Origin of the sequence: Kitasatospora sp. NPDC127111, from assembly GCF_042677465.1 — a bacterium.
In the GTDB taxonomy this organism is placed as follows: domain Bacteria; phylum Actinomycetota; class Actinomycetes; order Streptomycetales; family Streptomycetaceae; genus Kitasatospora.
Genome location: NZ_JBHXTG010000001.1, coordinates 270,888 through 292,211 on the forward strand (window position 1 = coordinate 270,888; position 21,324 = coordinate 292,211).

A 21,324-nucleotide genomic window follows, 5' to 3' on the forward strand; every position below is an offset into this window, starting at 1 on the left:
TTTCACACCATGGCTATCTTCCTTACCAAGGACAGCAAGGTCATCGTCCAGGGCATGACCGGCTCCGAGGGCATGAAGCACACCCGCCGCATGCTCGCCTCCGGCACCCAGATCGTCGGCGGCGTGAACCCGCGCAAGGCCGGCACCACGGTCGACGTCGACGGCACCGAGGTGCCCGTCTTCGGCACCGTCGCCGAGGCCATGGAGAAGACCGGTGCCGACGTCACCGTCATCTTCGTGCCGCCGAAGTTCACCAAGGACGCCGTCGTCGAGGCCATCGACGCCGAGATCGGCCTGGCCGTCGTCATCACCGAGGGCGTCCCGGTGCACGACACCGCCGCCTTCTGGGCGTACGCCGGTTCGAAGGGCAACAAGACCCGGATCATCGGCCCGAACTGCCCCGGCCTGATCAGCCCCGGACAGTCGAACGCCGGCATCATCCCGGCCGACATCACCAGCTCCGGCAAGATCGGTCTGGTCTCGAAGTCCGGCACCCTGACCTACCAGCTCATGTACGAGCTGCGCGACATCGGCTTCTCCTCGGCCGTGGGCATCGGCGGTGACCCGGTCATCGGCACCACCCACATCGACGCCCTCAAGGCGTTCCAGGAGGACCCGGAGACCGAGCTCATCGTCATGATCGGTGAGATCGGCGGCGACGCCGAGGAGCGTGCCGCGGCCTACATCGCCGAGCACGTCACCAAGCCGGTCGTCGGCTACGTCGCGGGCTTCACCGCCCCCGAGGGCAAGACCATGGGCCACGCCGGCGCCATCGTCTCCGGCTCCTCGGGCACCGCCCAGGCGAAGAAGGAGGCCCTGGAGGCCGCCGGTGTCAAGGTCGGCAAGACGCCGTCCGAGACCGCCCGCCTGGCGCGCGAGCTGATCGGCTGACGCCACCCGCTCGTCGAGCGCCCCCGCCCGGACTCCGGGCGGGGGCGCTCGCGTTCTCCCCGGGGCCAGGCCCTAGCCGTCGGTCGCGCAGGGGTGCAGGGCCCAACGGGTGCAGGACACCGGACCGGTCGCGGCCGGGCCGCGCGGCGGCAGGGCCTCGGCGGCCCGCCCGGCACCCGGCAGCTCCCCCGGACGGGCGGGCCGGGGCGGTGGCGGGTCCAGCACGACCGCCTCGACGCCCGGCGTCGGGCTGCACCAGAGGCTGCGCACCCCCGTCGGCGGGGCATCCGGGGGCGCGGGGACGGCGGCGCCGTTCGCGGTCGCGCCGCAGACCACCGGGACCAGGTCGTCCCCGGGCCGGAACAGCGCGCTCGGCCCGCCCCCGGCCAGCGTCGCCCCCACGGCCCCCGCGACCGCCAGCGTGAGCAGCGCCGCCGCCCCGGTCCGGGTCGCGCCGGCCAGCCCGTACCGGGCGCGCAGCAGCGGCACCGGCGCCCGGTGCGGCTGCGGGCAGCCGCGGACGGCAGCCCGGTGCAGCAGCCCGCTCAGCCGGTCCGCGAAGCCGTCCGCCGTCGGATCCGGTCCGGCCAGCTCCGGCACCCACTGCGTCAGCGCCGTCCGGGCCGCCCAGACCCGTCCCTCCGCGGCCGCGACGGTCGACTCCACCTCGACGGCCACCGCGGCGGCGGGCAGCCCCAGGCCGTCGTGCAGCACGAGCGCCCGGCGCTGCGGGCGGGAGAGCCGCTTGAGCGCCTTGAGCAGCGCGCGGTCGCGGTCGGTGAGTCGGTCGTGGTCCGGCAGCACCGCCTGCGACTCGTCGGCCGGGCGCACCTTGATCCGGCGGTGCGGCAGCCGCCAGACGTGCGCCCGGCGCGGCCCGCCCCGGTGCCAGGGCGACAGCGCCGCCTCGAAGGCCCGGGCCCGTACCCAGCCCTCCGGATCCGGCTCCACGGCGACCTCGTCCCACCGCCGCCGCGCCTCGCCGAACGCCCGCTGGACGCAGTGCACGGAGCGGTGCTTGCAGGCGGTGAGGAGGAAGACCTGCTGCACGAGGCGGGTGTGGGCGGCCTCGTACAGCTCCCCGAAGGCGGGGGCCGCCGTCCGGGCCGGGGGCTCGGCGCCCTCCCGGACGGGGGCCGTCCGGGGCGCGCCGCCGCCCGGCCGCCCGCCCTGCGGGGGCGGTGCGGCGGGGGTGCCCGGGCGGCGGTCCGGCGGCGCCGGTCTCTCCCGCTGCCGGCGGCGGTCGGCGGGTGGTGTGGCGGGCGTCGGGGGCCCGGTGCGTTCCTCGGGCGGCGTGGCGGCGGCCTTGGCGTGGCCGTTCGGCGGAGCCGGCTCCGCGGGCTTCGGCCGAGGGCGCTCGCGCGGTCCGTCGACCGGTTCGGCGGCCTCCGGCCGGTCCGGTGCGGTGGCGGTGGCGGCGGCTGCGGTGGTGGCGGTGGCGGCTGCGGTGGTGCCGGGGTGTCCGTCCGGCGGCCCCGGTACCGCACGGCGCGGGCGGGCGTGGCGGGCCTCGGTGGTGTCCGGCGCCGGGGTGGCCGTGGTCCTCCGACGCCGCGTCGTCCCGTCCGGTTTCGCGGTACCGGGCCGGGCGGCGCGTCCGCCACCTCGGGCCGGCTCGGCCGGGGGCTCCGGCGCCCCGGTGCGGGCGGCGTCCGGTGCGGGCGTGGCGGTGCCGTCCGGGGCGGTCTGAGCGGGGCTCAGCAGGGCGGCGAAGGCGGCGATCTCGGTGCGGGTCCGGGTACCGAGCTTGCGCAGGGCCCGGTGCTGGTAGCGGCGCAGGGTGGCGGGGGTGACGCCGAGTGCGGCCGCGGACTCGTCGAGGTCCCGGTCGGCCGCGAGGTGGGCCAGGGCCTGGGCCTCACGCGGCGTCAGCTGCCGGATCAGCCGGGCCGCCTCGTCCCGGCCGGCGCCGGTGGGAGCGGCGGGCGCGGTGGACGGGCCCGGGCCGGTGGGCGCGGCGGGCGCGGTGGGGCCGCCGCCCCGCCCCGCCCCGGGTTCCCCGGTGGTCCGGCCGCGTCCGGCCCGGCCCTTCCCGGAGCGGCCCGGCGGCGTGGACCGGCCCTCCCCGGGGGGCGCGGGGGAGGCCGGGGAAGCCGGGGCGGAGGCGGGCGCGCCGGTGGGGCGCTCGGCGGTCGGCGGCGTGCTCATCAGACGCTCCGGCCGGGGGTGGGGACGGCGGCGGGAAGGCAGGGTCTGAAAATGCGCATAAGCCAATAATCTGGGACACGACGGCGGTTTGCCTCTTCACGGAGCATGGCGAGTCGCCTTGGCACCATGAGGCGCATGACGCAGCTGATGGGCCGTCCGATCGTGGAACTGCCGAGGGAACTGGGCACCCGGTCGGTCCTCGCCGACGTGCTCACCGGAGTGCGGACGGCGCTGCTCGGCCTCGCGGTGGTCGCCGTGCCGGTGCTCGGGCTCTGGGTGGTGACCCCGTACGCGGACGACGGTGCGGCGGGGGCCGTCCGGCTGGCGGGCGCGCTCTGGCTGCTCGGTCACGGCGCCCCGGTGCTGCGCGGAGCCGAGGAGGCCCCGCTGACGGTCACGCCGCTGCTGCTCGGTGTGCTGGCGGCGGTGCAGCTGTACCGGGCCGGCGGCCGGGTGGTGGCCCGCCGCGGTCTGCGGCCGCGCTGGAGCGGCCCCTCGGCGGTGTGGTGCGGCTACTGCGCGGTGGCGGGTGCGGTGGTGGCGCACTGTTCGGGCGCCGGCCTGTTCCGGGCACGGGTGCTGCCGGACGTGCTGGTGGTGGCAGCGCTGGCCGCCGCCGCGACGGCGGCCGGGGCCCGGACGGCGGCCGGGGCCCGGCCGGGACCTCGGTGGCGGGTGCTGGAGCAGGTGCTCGACGGGCCCCTCGGGCAGGCGCTCGGCCGGGCGCTGGACCGGGTGCCGCCGTGGGCTCGGCCGGACGGGGGTGCGGCGGCGGTCCGGACCGCCGCGCTGGCGGCCGGCGCGGGGTTGCTGGGGGCCGGGGCGCTGGTGGTCGCCGTGGCGGCGGTGCTGGCCGCGGTGGCCGGCACCGGGCGGGCGACGGCCGCGCTCACGGCCGGCCCGGCCGCGGTGACCGGACTGCTGCTGCTGTGCGCGGCGCTGCTGCCGAACGCGGTGGTCTGGGGCGCCGCGTACGCGCTGGGGCCGGGGTTCGCGGTGGGGGCGGGGACGACGGTGGCGCCCGCCGGAGCGGTCCTCGGGCGGATGCCGGAGTTCCCGCTGTTCGCGCTGGTGGCGGAGCCGGGGGCGGGCGGCTGGCGGTGGGCGGCCTGCCTGCTGCCGGCGCTGGCCGGGGCGGTTCCGGGGCTGCTGCTGGGGCGGGCGGCGGCCGGCCGCGGGGGTGGCGAGGGCGGGGACCGGGACGGCCCGGCCGCCCCCTGGCACCCGGTGGCGACGGCCGTCGCCGTGCTGGCGGCGGCGCTGCTGACCGGGGCGGCGGCCGCGGTGCTCGGCGGGCTGTCCGGGGGAGCGCTGGCCCGCGGCCGGATGGCGGAGCTGGGCCCGGTGCCGTGGCGGACGGGCCTGGCGGCCGCGGGCTGGGTCACCGCGGTGGGCGTGCCGGGTGCGCTGCTGGCCCGGTACCGGGCGCTGCGCGGGTCGGCGCCCGCCCGGACCGGCACCGGTGAGGCCACCCGCACCGACGAAGCGGCCGGCGCCGCCGCACGGACGCTGCTCCCGTCGAGCGCCGCCGCCGCCCGCCTCGCGGCCGCGCACGCGGCGCTCGTCGGCCATGCGCGCCGGAGCGCACTGCTGCTGCGCGCCCGCGCCTACGCGGTGGTGCTCCGGCTCGGCCGGCCGGCGGCGGAAGCGGGGGCGGAGTCGGAAGCGGAGTCGGACGCGGAGTAGGAGTCAGAACCGGAGAAGCCGGAGAAGCCGGAGAAGCCGGCCCCGGCCGGGCCGAGGACCGGCCGGCTACTCGCCGTTCCTCATGACGTCCACGTACCACTTCGGCGCGAGCTTGTCGCAGTTGTCCGCCCCGGTGGCGGTGAGCGAGTCCCGGACGCAGGTGACGTAGTCGTTGTAGTACAGGCTGAGCCCGATCACAGAGGACACGAAGACCACCGTCATCGCGCCGGTGAGCACGCCGGCGAGCGCCGCCGGGGTGAGCGGGTTGGGCTCGGCGACGGCGGGCGCGGTACCGGTGGCGGCCGTCCGCCCGCCGGCCGGCCGGGGCGTGCGCATCGCGCCGACGCCCCAGACGATGGCGAGCGCGCCGACGAACAGCGCGACGTAGTGCAGCGCGGCGAACGCGCAGACCAGCGCGGCCATGCCGGCCAGCGCCGCGTTGCGGGCCTTGCGCTGGGCGGGGTCGTTCGGGTCGAGCCGGGGCGGCTGCGGGGCCGGCGGCCGGGGGTGCCAGCCGCCGCCCTGGTAGCCGGGGCTCCACGGGTGCGGCGGCGGGACCTGCGGGCGCTCGTCCTGGCCGCCCTCGCCGTCGGGCGCGTCCGGTCCGCCGGCCGGTCCGGGGTTGCGCGGCCGCCACGGCTGGTCCGGGGCATCCGCCGGCGGCGGCGCGAAGGGGTTGCGCTCGCCGGTGTCGTCACCGCTGCTCATGGTTCAGCCATTCCTTCTCGGTCGGTGGGGCGGACGCCCGCGCCACCCTATGATCCCGCAGCCGCCCGCGGGCACCCCTGCGGCCCGCGGACCGGGACGGGCGGGTGTCCGGTCCGGGCCGCCCGGGCTCCGGCCCGCGTCCGGGGAGATCCCCGTCTCAACTACGCGCGTAGCGCCCACAGGCCGTTTCGGAGGCCGTCCGACCAGCCGTTATCGTGGTGACGGTCAGCAGCTCACAGAGGTTCCCCGGGGCCCGCGTCGCGGCGGGTTCTCCTGGTGTTCCCCCTCGCTCGACCTGCCGTTCGTAGTGGCCCCACCGCCGGTGGACGTACCAGCGGGCGGCGCCCGACCTACGGAGAATCGCGCAGTGGCCGCCGCCCCCGCTCAGCTCTTCCCGCCCCGCACGCCCGGACCGGCCCGCCTGGTGGTGCTGGTCTCCGGCTCCGGCACCAACCTGCAGGCGCTGATCGACGCCACCGCCGACCCGGCCTTCGGCGCCGAGATCGTCGCCGTCGGCGCGGACCGCGACGGCATCGCCGGCCTGGAGCGCGCCGAGCGCGCCGGCCTGCCGGTCTTCGTGCACCGGGTGAAGGACTACCCCGCGCGGGCCGACTGGGACCGTGCGCTGACCGACTCCGTCGCCGGGTACGAGCCGGACCTCGTGGTCACGGCCGGCTTCATGAAGATCCTCGGCCCCGGCTTCATCGGCGCCTTCGCCGGACGGATCGTCAACACCCACCCCGCACTGCTGCCCGCCTTCCCCGGCGCCCACGGCGTCACCGACGCGCTCGCGTACGGGGTGAAGGTGACCGGCTGCACCGTCCACCTGGTCGACGCCGGTGTGGACACCGGGCCGATCATCGCGCAGGGCGTCGTCGAGGTCGTCGACGCCGACCACGCCGATGGCGGCGAAGCGCTGCACGAGCGCATCAAGACTGTCGAGCGCAAGCTGCTCGTCGACGTCGTGGGCCGGCTGGCCCGCGAAGGTCACCGCATCGAGGACCGAAAGGTATGGATCCCGGCATGAGCGCCGCCCCCAGCACCACGCCCCCCGTCTCCGAGAACGTCCGTCCGATCCGTCGCGCGCTGATCAGCGTGTACGACAAGACCGGTCTGGAGGAGCTGGCCCAGGGCCTGCACGCCGCCGGGGTCGCCATCGTCTCCACCGGCTCCACCGCCGGCCGGATCGCCGCCGCCGGCGTGCCGGTGACCGAGGTCTCCGAGCTGACCGGCTTCCCGGAGTGCCTGGACGGCCGCGTGAAGACGCTGCACCCGCGCGTGCACGCCGGCGTCCTCGCCGACCTGCGCCTGGAGTCGCACCGCGAGCAGCTGGCCGAGCTGGGCGTCGAGCCCTTCGACCTGGTCGTGGTGAACCTCTACCCGTTCAAGGCCACCGTCGCCTCCGGCGCCACCCCGGACGAGTGCGTCGAGCAGATCGACATCGGCGGCCCGAGCATGGTCCGCGCCGCCGCCAAGAACCACCCGTCGGTCGCCGTCGTGGTCGACCCGGCCCGCTACGGCGACGTGCTGAAGGCCGCCCAGGAGGGCGGCTTCGACCTGGCCACCCGCAAGCGCCTGGCCGGTGCGGCGTTCGCGCACACCGCCGCGTACGACGTGGCCGTCGCCTCCTGGTTCGAGGCCGGCTACGCGCCGAGCGACGAGCGGTTCCCGGAGTTCCTGGGCGCCACCTGGGAGCGCCAGAACGTGCTGCGCTACGGCGAGAACCCGCACCAGGGCGCCGCGCTCTACGTCGACGGCACGGGCGGCCTGGCCGGCGCCGAGCAGCTGCACGGCAAGGAGATGTCGTACAACAACTACGTCGACACCGACGCCGCCCGCCGCGCCGCGTACGACCACGCCGAGCCGGCCGTCGCGATCATCAAGCACGCCAACCCGTGCGGCATCGCGACCGGCGCCGACGTCGCCGAGGCGCACCGCAAGGCGCACGAGTGCGACCCGGTCTCCGCGTACGGCGGCGTGATCGCGGTCAACCGCCCGGTCACCGTCGAGCTGGCCGAGCAGATCGCCCCGATCTTCACCGAGGTCGTGGTGGCCCCGGGATACGAGGACGGCGCCGTCGAGGTGCTCGCCCGCAAGAAGAACCTGCGCGTGCTGCTCGCCCCCGAGGCGCCGGCCAACCGCCAGGAGCTGCGCCCGATCTCCGGCGGCGTGCTGCTCCAGGAGGCCGACCGGGTGCACGCCGAGGGCGACGACCCGGCGACCTGGACGCTGGCGACCGGTGAGGCGCTCTCCGAGGAGGGGCTGGCCGAGCTGGCCTTCGCCTGGCGGGCCTGCCGGGCCGTCAAGTCCAACGCGATCCTGCTGGCCAAGGGCGGCGCCTCGGTGGGCGTCGGCATGGGCCAGGTCAACCGGGTCGACTCGGCGAAGCTCGCGGTCGAGCGGGCCGGCGAGCGGGCCGAGGGCTCGTACGCGGCCTCCGACGCGTTCTTCCCGTTCGCGGACGGCCTGCAGATCCTGATCGACGGCGGCGTCAAGGCCGTGGTGCAGCCCGGTGGTTCGATCCGGGACGAAGAGGTGATCGCGGCCGCCGCCGCGGCCGGCGTGACCATGTACTTCACCGGCACCCGCCACTTCTTCCACTGACGCCCGCGTGCCACCCGCACCCGTGACGCCCGTGACGGTGCGGGTGTGACGGAACGGCAGAACGGCCCGGCTCCCCGCGGGGGGCCGGGCCGTTCGGCTTGCGTCCGGTGCGTTACTTCTTGATCACCACGGTGCCGGCGGCACGGTCGTGCCAGCCCTGCAGCTTCCCGGAGTTGTCGAAGAACGGGGACAGGTAGACCAGCGCGGCGCCGATGTAGCAGAGGAACGCGCCGACGATCGGGATGATGAAGCGGATGAAGCCGCCGCCCAGGCCGGGGACCTGGCCGTCGCTCTCCTTGACCACGCGCAGGCCCATGGCCAGCTTGCCGAGCGTGGCGCCCGCGAACGAGACCATCAGCCACTCGTACAGCAGGTTGAAGACCGAGAGGACGCCGAGCATCACCATCATGGTGACGAAGAAGCCGCTGGCGGCGTCCTGGTTGTCGCGCACGCAGTCGTAGTAGGCCGAGTTGGAGCCGCTGTAGCTGAAGAGGGAGCTGCAGTCCTTCTGGTCCTTGGCGATGCCGAGCGCGCTGGCCAGCCCGAGCGCCATGATGAGCGTGATGACCGCGCCGATCGCGAGGCCGTCGATCAGGCGGGCCAGGAACCGCTGGCCCATGGTGGCGATCTTCACCGTGCCCAGGTTGGCGATGTTGATGTAGCCGTTGTTCGCCTGGATGGTGCCCGGCACCGGCGCGTACCCGTACTGCGGCTGCTGCGGCACGCCGTACCCGGGGGCCTGCGGCGGCTGCTGCGGGTAGCCGTAGCCGGCGGCCGGCGGGGCCTGCTGCGGGTAGCCGTAGCCGGGGGGCTGCTGGGGCTGGCCGTACGGGTTGTTCGGGTCGGGCGGGTAACTCATCGATGCCTCCGGGCAGGATGTGGGGACAGTGGGACGGGACAGCGGAGGACCCGGATCGGACCGGCCGGTCGGACGGCCGGACGCACGGGACGATAGCGGAGCACGGTGACAGCGGGGGCGCGCGGCGATCGGCGCCCGCCGGTGCGGCTCAGGAGTGCGCGGGCCGTGGCGGCCGCGGGGACCGCGGTCGCGGCGTGGACGGGAGCGTCGACGGCCGCGGTGGCAGCGCGCGGCCACGGCGGTCCGGCGGCACGGTCTGGTGTGGTCGGCTCACTCTGTTCTTCCCCCGGGTACGCCCCGCCGTGGTTTCCGTCGGCCCGTCACCGGGCCGGATGCGGCAGGGAATGTCCGCCAATCGTCAACCGGACGGCACGGCGCTGTCCAGCCGCGCTCGCGCACCGGACCGGACTGTGGCGCAACCGCAATGTGACCCGCACGTTCCGCACCCGCGGACCGGTGGCCGCCGGGCTGGCAACGCGGACTTCCGGGATCCGGGAGAATGGGGTCATGACTGCCCAGATTCTCGATGGCAAGGCCACCGCGGCCGCGATCAAGTCCGAACTCGCCGTCCGCGTGGCGGCCCTCAAGGCGAAGGGCGTCACGCCCGGCCTCGGCACCGTCCTGGTCGGCGACGACCCGGGCAGCCGCTGGTACGTCAACGGCAAGCACAAGGACTGCGCGGAGATCGGCATCGCCTCGATCCAGCGCGAGCTGCCGGCCACCGCCAGCCAGGAGGACGTGGAGAACGTCGTCCGCGAGCTCAACGCCGACCCGTCCTGCACCGGCTACATCGTCCAGCTCCCGCTGCCCAAGGGCCTCGACCCGAACCCGGTCCTGGAGCTGATGGACCCGGACAAGGACGCCGACGGCCTGCACCCCACCTCGCTCGGCCGACTCGCGCTGGGCATCGAGGGCCCGCTGCCCTGCACCCCGTACGGCATCATCGAGCTGCTCCGCCGGCACGACGTGAAGATCGACGGCGCCGACGTGGTCGTGGTCGGCCGCGGCGTCACCGTGGGCCGCTCGATCGGCCTGCTGCTCACCCGCAAGAGCGAGAACGCCACCGTCACCCTCTGCCACACCGGCACCCGTGACCTCTCCTCGCACCTGCGCCGGGCCGACATCATCGTGGCCGCCGCCGGTGTCGGGCACCTGGTCAGGCCGGAGGACGTCAAGCCCGGCGCGGCCGTGCTGGACGTGGGCGTCAGCCGCGACGGCGAGGGCAAGATCGTCGGCGACGTCGACCCGGGCGTGGCCGAGGTGGCCGGCTGGATCTCCCCGAACCCCGGTGGCGTCGGCCCGATGACCCGCGCCATGCTGCTGAACAACATCGTCGTGGCGGCCGAGCGCCGCGCCGGCATCTGACACGAGGCATCCGAGACCGGAGGAACGGCGAGCCATGAACCAAGCACGACCGGTGCGGTCGCGGCGCAGGCCGGTGAAGACCACCGGCACCCTGCCCCCCGAGGGCTCGGCCGCGGCGCTGGGGCGCGACCACGCCCTGCCGGTGCGCCAGTGGCCGATAACGCTGGTCCTGCTGGTGGTCGGTGCCGGGCTCGCCGTGACCTGGTTCGCCGACTTCAAGGACGGCTTCAAGTACGGGCTGCTGATCCTCGGCTGCGGCGTGCTGCTGGGCGCGGTGCTCCGGCTGGTGCTGCCCGAGGTCGGCATGCTGGCGGTGCGCAGCCGGTTCACCGACGTGATCGTGCTGTCCTTCCTGGGCTCCTCGATCGTGCTGCTCACCCTCGTCGCCCAGCCCAACCCGTGGCTGGAGCTCCCGGTGCTCGACAACATCGGCCAGTTGATCGGCAGGCCGCGGCACTGACCCGCCCCGGCCGCGCGACGGCCCCCGTCCGGGACCCCGGACGGGGGCCGTCGTCTGTGACGCATCAGCCACCGCCGCGCACGCGGCGTACGCTTCCCTTTGCGATAACCTGACGCCGGTCTCTCGACGTCGAGAGACCATCCTCGGCTCCAGTGCGCCGGTGTGCCTGGGGCACCTGGCGATTTGCTGGAGAAGGTAGAAATGACCCGCACCCCCGTCAACGTCACCATCACCGGAGCGGCCGGCCAGATCGGCTACGCGCTGCTCTTCCGCATCGCCTCGGGCCACCTGCTCGGTGCCGACGTGCCGGTGAACCTGCGCCTCCTGGAGATCCCGCAGGGCGTCAAGGCCGCCGAGGGCACCGCGATGGAGCTCGTCGACTGCGCGTTCCCGCTGCTGCGCGACATCACGATCACCGACGACCCGAACGTGGCCTTCGACGGCGCCAACGTCGCGCTGCTGGTCGGCGCCCGTCCGCGCACCGCCGGCATGGAGCGCGGCGACCTGCTGCAGGCCAACGGCGGCATCTTCGGCCCGCAGGGCAAGGCCATCAACGACCACGCCGCGGACGACATCAAGGTCCTGGTCGTCGGCAACCCGGCCAACACCAACGCCCTGATCGCCCAGCGCAACGCCCCGGACGTCCCGGCCGAGCGCTTCACCGCGATGACCCGCCTGGACCACAACCGCGCCGTCGGCCAGCTGTCCGCCAAGACCGGCGCCCTGGTCTCCGACATCAAGCGCGTCACCATCTGGGGCAACCACTCCGCGACCCAGTACCCGGACATCTTCCACGCCGAGGTCGCCGGCAAGCCGGCCTTCGAGGCCGTCGGCGCCGACCAGGCCTGGCTGGAGAACGACTTCATCCCGACCGTCGCCAAGCGCGGCGCCGCCATCATCGACGCCCGCGGCGCCTCCTCGGCCGCCTCGGCCGCCAACGCCGCCATCGACCACGTGTACACCTGGGTCAACGGCACCGCCGAGGGCGACTGGACCTCCATGGGCGTCGTCTCGGACGGCTCCTACGGCGTCCCGGCCGGCCTGATCTCCTCCTTCCCGGTCACCACCAAGGACGGCAAGTTCGAGATCGTCCAGGGCCTGGAGATCTCCGACTTCTCCCGCGGCCGCATCGACGCCTCGGTCAACGAGCTGGTCGAGGAGCGCGACGCGGTCCAGGCCCTCGGCCTGATCTGAGCGCACCCGAGCGCACCGATCCGAGCGCACTGATCGGAGCGCACTGATCCGGGGCGCGCAGCCCCGCTGGTGAGCCACGTACGGCCCGCCGCCGCCTCTTCCCGGGGCGGCGGCGGGCCGTCGCTCTACACTGACCCCCCGTGAGCGAAACCATCGAGGACGCGGCGCTCGTTCTCGTCTTCATCATGCTGGGCGGCCTGTTCAACGTCGCGGAGATCTCGCTGATCTCGCTGCGCGAGGGCCAGATCCGGACGTTGGAGGCGCGGGGCACCCGACGCGCCGCCCGGGCGGCCCACCTGGCCGCCGACCCGAACCGCTTCCTGGCCGCCGTCCAGGTCGGGGTGACCTGCATGGGCTTCCTGTCCGCCGCGTTCGGCGCGGACACCCTGGCCGGCAAGGTGGCCCCGGTGTTCGTCCGGGCCGGGCTGTCCGAGGGCCTGGCCGACGCGGTCTCGCTGGTCGGGCTGACCCTGGTGATCAGCTACGCCTCGCTGGTGCTCGGCGAACTCACCCCGAAGCGGATCGGCCTGCAACGCGCCGACTCCATCGCCCTGCTGGCCGCCCCGGTGGTCGACGTGATGTCGGTGGTGCTGCGGCCGGTGATCTGGCTGCTCGGGCACTCCACCAATCTGATGGTCCGGCTGCTCGGCGGCGACCCGGCCGCCGGGCGCGGCTCGATGAGCTCCGAGGAGCTGCGCGGCCTGGTCGCGGCCAACACCGAACTCGGCAGCGACGAACGGGCGTTGATCGCCGACGTGTTCTCCGCCGGGGAGCGCCAGCTGCGCGAGGTGATGGTCCCGCGCACCGAGGTGACCTTCCTGGACGCCGAACGCCCGCTGGAGGAGGTCCGGGAGCAGGCGAGCTCCTCGCCGCACTCCCGCTATCCGGTGGTCGAGGGCAGCTACGACGCGGTGACCGGCTTCGTGCACGTCCGCGACCTGTACGGCGCGCGCGGCGAGCAGGCCGCCAAGGTCCGCGACCTGGCCCGCCCGGTCAAGCTGCTGCCCGGCACCAAGCGGGTGCTGGAGGCGATGGGCGAGATGCGCCGGGAGGGCCACCACCTGGCGATCGTGGTCGACGAGTACGGCGGCACCGCCGGCATCGTCACCCTGGAGGACCTGGTCGAGGAGGTGATCGGCGAGATCCGCGACGAGTACGACACCCAGGAGCCCACCCCCACCCGCCGGCTGGCCGGCGGCGGCATGGAGCTGGACGGCCTGCTCAACCTCGCCGACTTCACCGAGGAGACCGGCGTCACCCTGCCGGAGGGGCCGTACGAGACGGTGGCCGGCTGCCTGGTCGCCGCGCTGGGCCGGCTGCCGGCCGAGGGCGACCAGGTCCGGATCCCGGTCGGTGCCGAGGAGGTCCGGCTGACGGTGGCCAAGCTGGAGGGCCGGCGGATCGCCCGGGTCGGGGTGAGTGCGGTCACACTGGCGGAACCTCCAGGGGCAGACGTTTCCTGAGCGGTCGGTGGAACTGGAACAATGGCCCGCATGGTCAACGCAGCGATCACTGGTCCGGGCAAGGACCGTCCCCGGGTGCTCTCCGGCATCCAGCCCACCTCCGGCTCGTTCCACCTCGGCAACTACCTCGGCGCGGTGCGTCAGTGGGTCGACCTGCAGAAGGAGAACGACGCCTTCTACATGGTCGTCGACCTGCACGCGATCACGGTGCCGCAGGACCCGGCGGTGCTGCGTGAGAACACCCGGATCTCGGCCGCCCAGCTGCTCGGCGCGGGCCTGGACCCGGACCACTGCACGCTGTTCGTCCAGTCGCACGTGCCCGAGCACGCGCAGCTGGCCTGGGTGATGAACTGCCTCACCGGCTTCGGCGAGGCCTCCCGGATGACCCAGTTCAAGGACAAGTCCTCCCGGTACGGCGCCGACAAGACCACCGTCGGCCTGTTCACCTATCCGATCCTCCAGATCGCCGACATCCTGCTCTACCACGCGGACGCCGTGCCGGTCGGCGAGGACCAGCGCCAGCACGTGGAGATCACCCGCGACATCGCCGAGCGCTTCAACAGCCGCTACAGCCCGACCTTCACGGTGCCGAAGCCGTACATCCTCAAGGAGACGGCGAAGATCCAGGACCTCCAGGATCCCGGCATCAAGATGAGCAAGTCGGCCTCCTCGGCCAAGGGGCTGGTGAGCCTGCTCGACGAGCCGAAGGTCAGCGCCAAGAAGTTCAAGAGCGCCGTCACCGACACCGGCACCGTCGTCTCCTACGACGAGGAGGAGAAGCCGGGCGTCTCCAACCTGCTGCGCATCCACTCCGCGCTCAGCGGCCAGTCGGTCGAGCAGCTGGTCGCGCACTTCGAGGGCAAGATGTACGGCGCCCTGAAGACCGAGCTGGCCGAGCTGTTCACCGAGTGGGTCACCCCCTTCCAGGAGCGCACCCGCACCTTCCTGGACGACCCGGCCGAGCTGGACCGGGTGCTGGCGATCGGCGCCCAGAAAGCGCGCGAGGTGGCTTCGGCGACGCTGGAGACCGTGTACGACCGGATCGGCTTCCTCCCGGCCGCCAAGCGGTGACGCCACTCACACGCCTGCCCGATGGTGGCGAGCTCCCGGAGCTCGTCACCATCGGCGTGTCCGTGTCCGTTCCGGAGCCGTACGGCACGCAGATCCAGGACGCCCGGGCCGGGCACGGCGACCCGCTGGCCCGGTCGATACCGACGCACGTCACGCTGCTGCCGCCGACCGAGGTGGCGGCCGCGGAGCTGCCGAAGATCGAGGAGCACCTGGCGGCGGTGGCCGGCGCGCACCGGCCGTTCCGGATGCTGCTGCGGGGCGGCGGCACCTTCCGTCCGGTCTCCCCGGTGGTCTTCGTCCGGGTCGAGGAGGGCGCGCAGGAGTGCCGGCTGCTGGAGGCGGACGTCCGCTCCGGCCCGCTGGCCCGGGAGCTGGCCTTCCCCTACCACCCGCACGTCACGGTGGCGCACGGCCTGCCGGACGACGTGCTGGACCAGGCGTACGAGCAGGCCCGCGGCTTCCGGGCGGCCTTCCAGGTGCCGGGCTTCAGCCTCTCCCGGTTCGACGCCGACGAGGTCTGGCGGCCCTGGCGGGCCTACGACTTCGCCTGACGCCGACCGTCCGGCAGGAGACCGTCCGGCAGGCTGCCGCCCGGCAGGCGACTGTCCGTCAGGCGGCCGTCCGTCAGGCCCGGCCGAGTTCGAGCATCCGGTCGACCACCCGGCGGGCGGCGCCGCCGTCGTCCAGCCCGCAGTGGGTGGCCCGGAACCGGCGGTAGCGCTCCTCGTACCCGGCGGGCAGCGCGGCGCCGCCGTCGGCGAGGTCGCGCAGCGCGGCGAGCAGCTCGGCCGAGGTCGGGAGGAGCGGCCCGGGGGCCTCCGGCTCGAAGTCGAAGTAGAACCCGCGCAGGGTGTCCCGGTAGTGCTCCAGGTCGTAGGTGAAGAAGAGCACCGGGCGGCCGGTGATCGCGAAGTCGAACATGATCGACGAGTAGTCGGTCACCAGCACGTCCGCGATCAGCAGCAGTTCCTGGACGTCGGGGAAGTCACCGCAGTCGTACAGGAAGCCGTCGCCGGCGCCGGGCAGCGGCTCGCGGACGTGCACGTGCGGGCGGATCAGCAGCACGTGGTCGCGGCCGAGCGTCCGGCGGGCGTGGTCGAGGTCGATCCGCAGGTCCAGCCTGAAGCCGTCGCCGTCGCCGCGCTGCTGGTCCTCGCGCCAGGTGGGGGCGTACAGCACCACCCGCCTGCCCTCCGGGACGCCGAGCCGGCGGCGGACGGCGGCGGCGTGCGCGGCGTCCGGCCGGGCCAGCACGTCGCCGCGCGGGTAGCCGGCCTCCAGGATCTCGCCGGCGTAGCGGAACGCGCGGCGCAGGATGGGCGTGGCGAACGGGCTGGGGGAGAGCAGCAGGCTCCACTGCGGGGTCTCCCGGTCGAGCGCCTCCAGGTAGCCGTGGTCGGCCAGCCAGGGGTTGTCGACGTCGTGCGCGATCCGCTTGAGCAGCGAGCCGTGCCAGGTCTGCACGACCACCTGGCCGGGGCGGCGCCGCAGGAAGTCCGGGAAGTGCGTGTTGCCGACCAGGTAGCGGCTGGTGGCCAGCGCCCGGTACCACTCGGGGCTCCAGATCCGCACCGGGCGGACTCCGGCGGGCAGCTCGGCCTGGGCGTCGTCGACCACCCAGAGGTGCTCCAGCGGCGCGCCGCGGCGGGCGAGTTCGGCGTGCACCGCGCGCGGGGAGTCGGCGTAGCCGCGGCCGCCGAAGACGTCGTACAGCACGGCCTCGCGCAGCGGCTCGCGGCGGGCGGCGGGGTAGCCGGCGGTGCGCTGGCGGGCCTGGGTCCAGGCGCTGCGTTCGCCGGCGGTGAGGACGGGCGTGGAGTCCACCAGCAGGGTGTCGTGCCAGCGCCGCTGGAGCAGGATCCGCTTGCCGCCGGCCTGGGTGGCGGCCGGCAGGGCCGGGATGACGGCGGGTGCGGCGATCAGCGGCCGGGCCGGGCCGGGGCGGTCCACCGGGTGGAGCTCGGCCTCCCAGATCCCCTTGCGCAGCGGCAGGGCGGTGCCGTCGGAGCCGGTGCGGGTGGCGGGCAGCCGGACCCGGAACCGCCCGTCGGCGTCGCGGTCGACGGGGTGGCGGACCTCGCCGGCGGTGCCGCCGTGCCGGAGCACCAGTTCGAGCGGTCCGCCGCCGGGGCAGTGACCGGTGAGTTCGAAGCCGCCGGCCCGGACCGCCAGCCGTTCGACGTAGCCGGCCGCGGGCTGGACGCAGAACTGGAGCCGGCCGTCGGCCAGGTGCTTGAGGTAGAGCGCCCGGTCGGGGTGGCCGGGCAGCGGGTGCTGGCCGGCCACCGGGCCGCCGCGCTCGTCCAGGGTGAGCTGCTCGGCGGAGCCGTCCGGGTGCACCAGCTCGGCGTCCCAGTGCTCCAGCTCGCCGGTGCCGCGCCCGTCGGCGGTGAACGGCCGGTACGGCAGGTGGACGGCGAAGGTGTCGCCGGTCCGGGCGACCGGGCGGTCGAGGACGGCGTCGCTCTCCCGGTGGCGCAGCCGCAGCACCGTGCCGGGCGGGCAGTGTCCGGCGGTGCCGCGCAGGTCGAGGCCGTCCGGCTCGGGGGCGGCGTGGGAGAGCCGGACGCCGGGGCGTTCGAGCCGCAGCCGCAGCCGGCCGTCGGCGAAGTGGGGCTGGAGCCGGACGTCGTGGTCGACCCAGCGGGCCGGCGGATACTCGCCGGAGCCGCACCAGTGCGGGGCGAGCGTGCCGTACTGGCGGCGCAGCCGGGTGGGGCGGGGGCGGGTGAACAGGGTGGTCTCGATCTGCCAGTCGCCGAGCAGCCACTCCTCGCCGCGGCGCAGCCGGCGCGGCTCGATCAGGGCGGTGAATCCGGACCAGTCGTGGTTGTGGTCGGGCTGGGCGCTGTCGTCGGTGACCTCGGGCAGCCGGCGGGGTCTGGAGCACAGGTGGACGGGTGGCTCGTCCTCGGCGCGGTGCAGGGTGAGCCAGGTCCAGGCGGAGCCGGGGTGGGCGGTGTCCACGTCGTCGGGGCGGGCGAAGCCGGTGAGTTCGAGCCCGCGGGCGGTCCAGCGGGCGCGCAGCAGGCCGAACGCGGCGTCCCCGGGGCGGTTCGGGGTGCCCTCCGGAATCCGGGAACCGGTATTCGGTCGGACGAGCCGGGCGATCACTGGCATGGCGGACCTTTCCTGGCGAGAATTTCCATCTCACCCGGAAAAGCATTCATGGTCAATTTGTGAGTCACCTGGAAAAACGATGAGAATTTCGCTCAAGAAACTCCAGTTCGAGGGTCCGGGAAATCAGAAGGCGCCCGACGTGAAAATCACATCGGGCGCCTTCGGGGCCGCTGCAGACTACTGCTGGCGGAGCATGCCGTCCACCACGCGGGCCGCGGCGTGGCCGTCGTCCAGGTCGCAGTACGCCTCGCGGAACGCCGCGTACTTCTCGGCGTACTCGGCGGTCACCTCGTCGACCCGGCCGAGCGCGGCGACCAGTTCCTCGGAGGTGGCCAGCAGCGGGCCGGGCGCCTCGGACTCGAAGTCGAGGCTGAAGCCGCGCAGGTTGTCGCGGTAGTGCTCCAGGTCGTGCGTGAAGAACAGCACCGGCTTGCCGGTCGCGGCGAAGTCGAACAGCGTCGCCGAGTAGTCGGTGACCAGCACGTCCGCGATCAGCAGCAGCTCGGCCATGTCGGGGTAGCTGCCGACGTCCCAGATGTAGCCGTTGCCGGCCCCGGGGATCTGACCGCACATCACGCTGTGCCGGCGGACCAGCAGGACCTGGTCGTCGCCGAGCGCCTCCCTGGCCGCGTCCAGGTCGATCCGCAGGTCGATCTGGTAGCCGCCGTTCGGGCGCCGGCGGTCCTCCCGGAAGGTCGGCGCGTAGAGCACGACCTTCTTGCCCTCGGGCAGGCCGAGCCGCTCGCGGACCTGCTCGGCGGTCTTCTCCCGGTCGGGGGCGAACAGCAGGTCGTTGCGGGGCGAACCGCTCTCCAGGATCTCGCCCTTGAAGTCGAACGCCCGGCGCAGCACCGGCGCCGACCAGCTGTTGCCGGCCACCAGCAACGACCAGTTCGGGACCTCCGTGGCGAGGCCCTTCAGGTAGTTGGCGTCGGTGAACCAGACCTTCTCGAAGTCGTAGCCGATCTGCTTCAGCGGGGTGCCGTGCCAGGTCTGCACGACCACCTGGCCGGGGCGGCGGACGAAGAAGTCCGGCAGGTGCGCGCTGGTGACGATGTACTTGGCGGTGGCCAGCGTCTCGAACCACTCCGGGCTCCAGAGCCGGATCGCGCTCGCGGTCTGCGGCAGCTCGGCCTGCAGGTCGTCGCTGCCCCACAGGTGCTCCAGCGGCAGGCCGCGGTCGACCAGCTCCTCGTGGACCGCCCGCGGCGTGTCCGCGTAGAGGCCGCCGAGCGCCACGTTGTAGAGCACGGTGTCGCGCAGCGGGAGCCGGCGGGCCGCCGGGTAGTCCACGGTGCGCAGCCGGCGCTGGCGGTAGCCGCTGCGCTCCTCGGGCAGCAGCGCCGAGTGCGACTCCAGCGAGAGGCCGTCGTAGTGGCGGCGCTCCAGCACGATCCGCTTGCCGCGCGACTCCACCTCCAGCGGCAGGGTGCCGAAGCAGTCCGGCGTGATCAGCGCGTGCCGGATGACCGGCGTGTCCTCCGGCTCGCCGACCGGGCGGAAGAAGACGTCCCAGGTGCCCTGGGCGAGCGGCACCCGGCCGGCGAAGGAGGCCGTCGGCACCGGCGGCAGCGCGGTCCGGAACCGGCCGTCCGCGATCTCCACCGGGTAGACGTGCTCCTCCTCGCGCCAGTTGTGCCGGACCACCAGCTCCCAGCGGTGGTTGCCGGGCAGCGGGAAGGCGCCGCTGAGCAGGAAGCCGTCGGCACCGCGGGAGGTGATCCCGTCCACCAGCGGCTGCAGCAGCTGGTCGGAGAACTGCAGGTAGCCGCCCGGGGAGGGCTTCGAGTAGAGCGCGCGGCGCTCGGCGGCCGGGGCCTGCGGGTTCATCGCGAGGTGCAGCTGCTCGGGGGCGTTGCGGTCGTCCCAGGCCACCGGCACGGTGCTGCCGTCGGCGAGCAGCAGGGTGGTGTCCCAACGGTCGCGGGCGCGCTCCGCGGCCACCGGGTCGAGCTCGGCCCAGGCCTCGCGGACGGCGGTGAGCTCGGCCACCGGGACGGAGGCGCTGAACGGCTGCAGCGTGCCGACCGGGGCGGCGAGCTCCAGCGGGAACAGCAGCTCGCGGTCGGACTCGACGTGGGTCAGCTTGAACCGGGCCCCGGCGAGGTCCGGGCCGGAGCGGGCCGCACCGGACACCTCGACCCGGCCGTCCTGCGCGGACAGCGCGGTCACCCGGGCCCGGACGGTCTCCACCCGCAGGTAGACGTGGCCGTCCCGGACCCACGGCACGATCCGCACGTCCGGCTCGACCCAGGTGGCCGGGATGTACCGGGCGGTGTCGCTCCAGCCGGCCGAGATCCGGCCCTTGTAGACCCCGCCCTTGCCCGCGCCGGCCACCAGGACGCGCCAGTTGCCGTCCTTCCACTGGCCGCGCTGCTTGAGCTTCTTCGGGTCGAGGGCGACGGTGAAGCCCGCCCAGTCGCAGCTGTACAGGTCGTGGTTGCAGCTGGCGGTGGCCTCGGGGCTGTACGTGGTCTTCATGGGCACGGCGATCACCCGGCGGCCCTTGGCCTCGCGGAGCACCAGCGTGCGGACCATGTCGTGCTTGCCCGCGGCGCCCAGCTGCTCCGGGTACGCGTGGCCGGTCAGCTGCAGCTTGCCGCCGACCCAGGCCGACTCGTACAGCCGGCTGCGCATCACCAGCGAGTTGTCCAGCTTCAACACGCCGGCCGGCACGCTCTTGCGCCCGCCGCGCAGGAACGGGTAGTCGGCGTACGGGCGCAGCAGGCCGCGCGCCGAGACACCGCCGTTGCTCTCGCCCTCGTACTTGATCTGCTCGACGAACTCGTCGATCCGGCCGGACAGGGTCAGGTGGTACTTCAGGCGCAGCGGCGCGCGCAGCTTGCGGACCTGCTCGGGGCCGATCGCCCGGAGCAGCCGGCTGACGTGCTGGAGGTAGGCGTCCCGGTACTCCTTGTCGCCGTCCACGACGGACCAGAAGAACATCGGGATCTCCTCGACGAGGGTGTTCTCGTCGTAGGAGCGCAGGTACTGGGCGAAGCGCGGGTCGGTCTGCTTCTTCAGCCAGCCGCGGACCAGCTCCACCGAGGCGACGCGGTCGATCAGGCCCTTGGGGTTGGTGCGCATCTGCGTGATCGACATCTCGCCGACCTCGCGCTCGCGCCAGTGGTAGATCGGCTCGGAGAGCACGTCCACGCTCTTGGCGAGGTAGTGGTGCGGCACGCTGACCGGGGCGTCCTCGTACAGGATGCCCTCGGGGTAGAGGATGCCGGCCGCGTCGAAGAAGGAGCGGCGGTACACCTTGTTCCACGCCGTGCGGTCGGTGACCAGCGCGGGGATCTCGGTGATGTGGGTCTTGAGCCGGGTCTCCTTGAACGGCTTCACGTGCCCGCCGGACTGGTAGTAGCCGACCGCGCGGAACCGCAGCACGTTGCCGGTGGCGAAGTCCGAGCCGGTCTCGTCGAGCGTGTTGATCATCAGCTCGTACGCGCTGGGCGGCATCGAGTCGTCACTGTCGACGAAGCAGAGGAACTCGCTGTCCGGGTCGATGTGCCGGATGCCGGTGTTGCGGGCCGCGCCGAGGCCCTTGTTCACCTGGCGGACCAGCCGGAAGCGGGCGTCCTTGGCGGCGTACGCCTCGGCGAGGGCCGCGCTGTCGTCCTTCGAACCGTCGTCGACCATGACGCACTCGAAGTCCGTGAAGGTCTGGGCGGCGATCGAGTCGAGGCATTCCACGAGGTAGCGCTCGACGTTGTAGATCGGGACGACGATGGAGAGGCGGGGAGCCATCGGCT

Annotated in this window: 15 protein-coding genes; 10 read left to right on the forward strand and 5 right to left on the reverse strand. The window is 74.1% G+C overall.

Features of this window, described 5'->3' with window-relative positions:
• Positions 1–9 precede the first annotated feature (9 nt).
• Positions 10–891, forward strand: a complete 882-nt coding sequence (gene sucD, locus ACFVHB_RS01330; RefSeq protein WP_238862938.1) for a succinate--CoA ligase subunit alpha — start codon at positions 10–12, stop codon at positions 889–891.
• Positions 892–963: 72 nt separating this feature from the next.
• Here sucD and ACFVHB_RS01335 read toward each other — a convergent pair whose 3' ends face one another.
• Positions 964–3,039 (reverse strand): LuxR C-terminal-related transcriptional regulator, encoded by a 2,076-nt coding sequence (locus tag ACFVHB_RS01335; RefSeq protein ID WP_380314155.1) that lies wholly within the window; start codon positions 3,037–3,039, stop codon positions 964–966.
• 135 nt (positions 3,040–3,174) lie between these two features.
• On the opposite strand from ACFVHB_RS01335, the gene ACFVHB_RS01340 reads away from it, so the two are divergent.
• On the forward strand, positions 3,175–4,725 hold the full coding sequence (locus ACFVHB_RS01340) for a DUF6350 family protein (RefSeq protein ID WP_380314156.1): 1,551 nt from the start codon (positions 3,175–3,177) through the stop codon (positions 4,723–4,725).
• A gap of 66 nt (positions 4,726–4,791) precedes the next feature.
• On the opposite strand, the gene ACFVHB_RS01345 is transcribed toward ACFVHB_RS01340, so the two are convergent.
• Complete coding sequence (locus ACFVHB_RS01345) at positions 4,792–5,433, reverse strand: hypothetical protein (RefSeq protein WP_380314157.1); 642 nt, start codon at positions 5,431–5,433, stop codon at positions 4,792–4,794.
• A gap of 367 nt (positions 5,434–5,800) precedes the next feature.
• Between ACFVHB_RS01345 and purN the strand changes: the two genes are divergently transcribed.
• Together purN and purH are read left to right on the forward strand one after the other, a co-directional pair.
• A complete protein-coding gene (gene purN / locus ACFVHB_RS01350; RefSeq protein ID WP_380314158.1) occupies positions 5,801–6,460 on the forward strand; it encodes a phosphoribosylglycinamide formyltransferase in 660 nt (219 codons plus the stop codon).
• Positions 6,457–8,037, forward strand: coding sequence for a bifunctional phosphoribosylaminoimidazolecarboxamide formyltransferase/IMP cyclohydrolase (purH, locus tag ACFVHB_RS01355; RefSeq protein WP_380314159.1), 1,581 nt, complete (start codon positions 6,457–6,459; stop codon positions 8,035–8,037). Before purN ends, purH begins: the two co-directional genes overlap by 4 nt.
• Before the next feature lie 112 nt (positions 8,038–8,149).
• Here purH and ACFVHB_RS01360 read toward each other — a convergent pair whose 3' ends face one another.
• A complete protein-coding gene (locus tag ACFVHB_RS01360; protein WP_380314160.1) occupies positions 8,150–8,896 on the reverse strand; it encodes an RDD family protein in 747 nt (248 codons plus the stop codon).
• Positions 8,897–9,403: 507 nt separating this feature from the next.
• On the opposite strand from ACFVHB_RS01360, the gene ACFVHB_RS01365 reads away from it, so the two are divergent.
• From ACFVHB_RS01365 to ACFVHB_RS01390, 6 genes are all read left to right on the forward strand, one after another.
• Positions 9,404–10,261, forward strand: a complete 858-nt coding sequence (locus tag ACFVHB_RS01365; protein WP_380314161.1) for a bifunctional methylenetetrahydrofolate dehydrogenase/methenyltetrahydrofolate cyclohydrolase — start codon at positions 9,404–9,406, stop codon at positions 10,259–10,261.
• Between the two features lie 34 nt (positions 10,262–10,295).
• Complete coding sequence (locus ACFVHB_RS01370) at positions 10,296–10,721, forward strand: DUF3017 domain-containing protein (protein ID WP_380314162.1); 426 nt, start codon at positions 10,296–10,298, stop codon at positions 10,719–10,721.
• A gap of 201 nt (positions 10,722–10,922) precedes the next feature.
• Positions 10,923–11,915: a malate dehydrogenase gene (locus ACFVHB_RS01375; RefSeq protein WP_380314163.1), complete on the forward strand. Its 993-nt coding sequence runs from the start codon at positions 10,923–10,925 to the stop codon at positions 11,913–11,915.
• A gap of 140 nt (positions 11,916–12,055) precedes the next feature.
• A complete protein-coding gene (locus tag ACFVHB_RS01380; RefSeq protein ID WP_380314164.1) occupies positions 12,056–13,378 on the forward strand; it encodes a hemolysin family protein in 1,323 nt (440 codons plus the stop codon).
• Between the two features lie 75 nt (positions 13,379–13,453).
• Positions 13,454–14,449 (forward strand): tryptophan--tRNA ligase, encoded by a 996-nt coding sequence (gene trpS / locus ACFVHB_RS01385; RefSeq protein WP_380314259.1) that lies wholly within the window; start codon positions 13,454–13,456, stop codon positions 14,447–14,449.
• A gap of 62 nt (positions 14,450–14,511) precedes the next feature.
• The gene (locus ACFVHB_RS01390; RefSeq protein WP_380314165.1) at positions 14,512–15,000 is read left to right on the forward strand and encodes a 2'-5' RNA ligase family protein; all 489 of its coding nucleotides are present in this window, start codon (positions 14,512–14,514) and stop codon (positions 14,998–15,000) included.
• Between the two features lie 73 nt (positions 15,001–15,073).
• On the opposite strand, the gene ACFVHB_RS01395 is transcribed toward ACFVHB_RS01390, so the two are convergent.
• Together ACFVHB_RS01395 and ACFVHB_RS01400 are read right to left on the reverse strand one after the other, a co-directional pair.
• Positions 15,074–17,569: a CDP-glycerol glycerophosphotransferase family protein gene (locus tag ACFVHB_RS01395; RefSeq protein WP_380314166.1), complete on the reverse strand. Its 2,496-nt coding sequence runs from the start codon at positions 17,567–17,569 to the stop codon at positions 15,074–15,076.
• Between the two features lie 177 nt (positions 17,570–17,746).
• Entirely contained in the window at positions 17,747–21,319 is a 3,573-nt protein-coding gene (locus ACFVHB_RS01400; RefSeq protein WP_380314167.1) for a CDP-glycerol glycerophosphotransferase family protein, read from the reverse strand.
• Positions 21,320–21,324 lie beyond the last annotated feature (5 nt).

Bases quoted from the DNA above. Each gene is read 5' to 3' on its own strand.
- sucD (WP_238862938.1), top strand. From the start codon at position 10: ATGGCTATCTTCCTTACCAAGGACAGCAAGGTCATCGTCCAGGGCATG.
- ACFVHB_RS01335 (WP_380314155.1), bottom strand. From the start codon at position 3,039: ATGAGCACGCCGCCGACCGCCGAGCGCCCCACCGGCGCGCCCGCCTCC.
- ACFVHB_RS01340 (WP_380314156.1), top strand. From the start codon at position 3,175: ATGACGCAGCTGATGGGCCGTCCGATCGTGGAACTGCCGAGGGAACTG.
- ACFVHB_RS01345 (WP_380314157.1), bottom strand. From the start codon at position 5,433: ATGAGCAGCGGTGACGACACCGGCGAGCGCAACCCCTTCGCGCCGCCG.
- purH (WP_380314159.1), top strand. From the start codon at position 6,457: ATGAGCGCCGCCCCCAGCACCACGCCCCCCGTCTCCGAGAACGTCCGT.
- ACFVHB_RS01360 (WP_380314160.1), bottom strand. From the start codon at position 8,896: ATGAGTTACCCGCCCGACCCGAACAACCCGTACGGCCAGCCCCAGCAG.
- ACFVHB_RS01365 (WP_380314161.1), top strand. From the start codon at position 9,404: ATGACTGCCCAGATTCTCGATGGCAAGGCCACCGCGGCCGCGATCAAG.
- ACFVHB_RS01370 (WP_380314162.1), top strand. From the start codon at position 10,296: ATGAACCAAGCACGACCGGTGCGGTCGCGGCGCAGGCCGGTGAAGACC.
- ACFVHB_RS01375 (WP_380314163.1), top strand. From the start codon at position 10,923: ATGACCCGCACCCCCGTCAACGTCACCATCACCGGAGCGGCCGGCCAG.
- ACFVHB_RS01395 (WP_380314166.1), bottom strand. From the start codon at position 17,569: ATGCCAGTGATCGCCCGGCTCGTCCGACCGAATACCGGTTCCCGGATT.
- ACFVHB_RS01400 (WP_380314167.1), bottom strand. From the start codon at position 21,319: ATGGCTCCCCGCCTCTCCATCGTCGTCCCGATCTACAACGTCGAGCGC.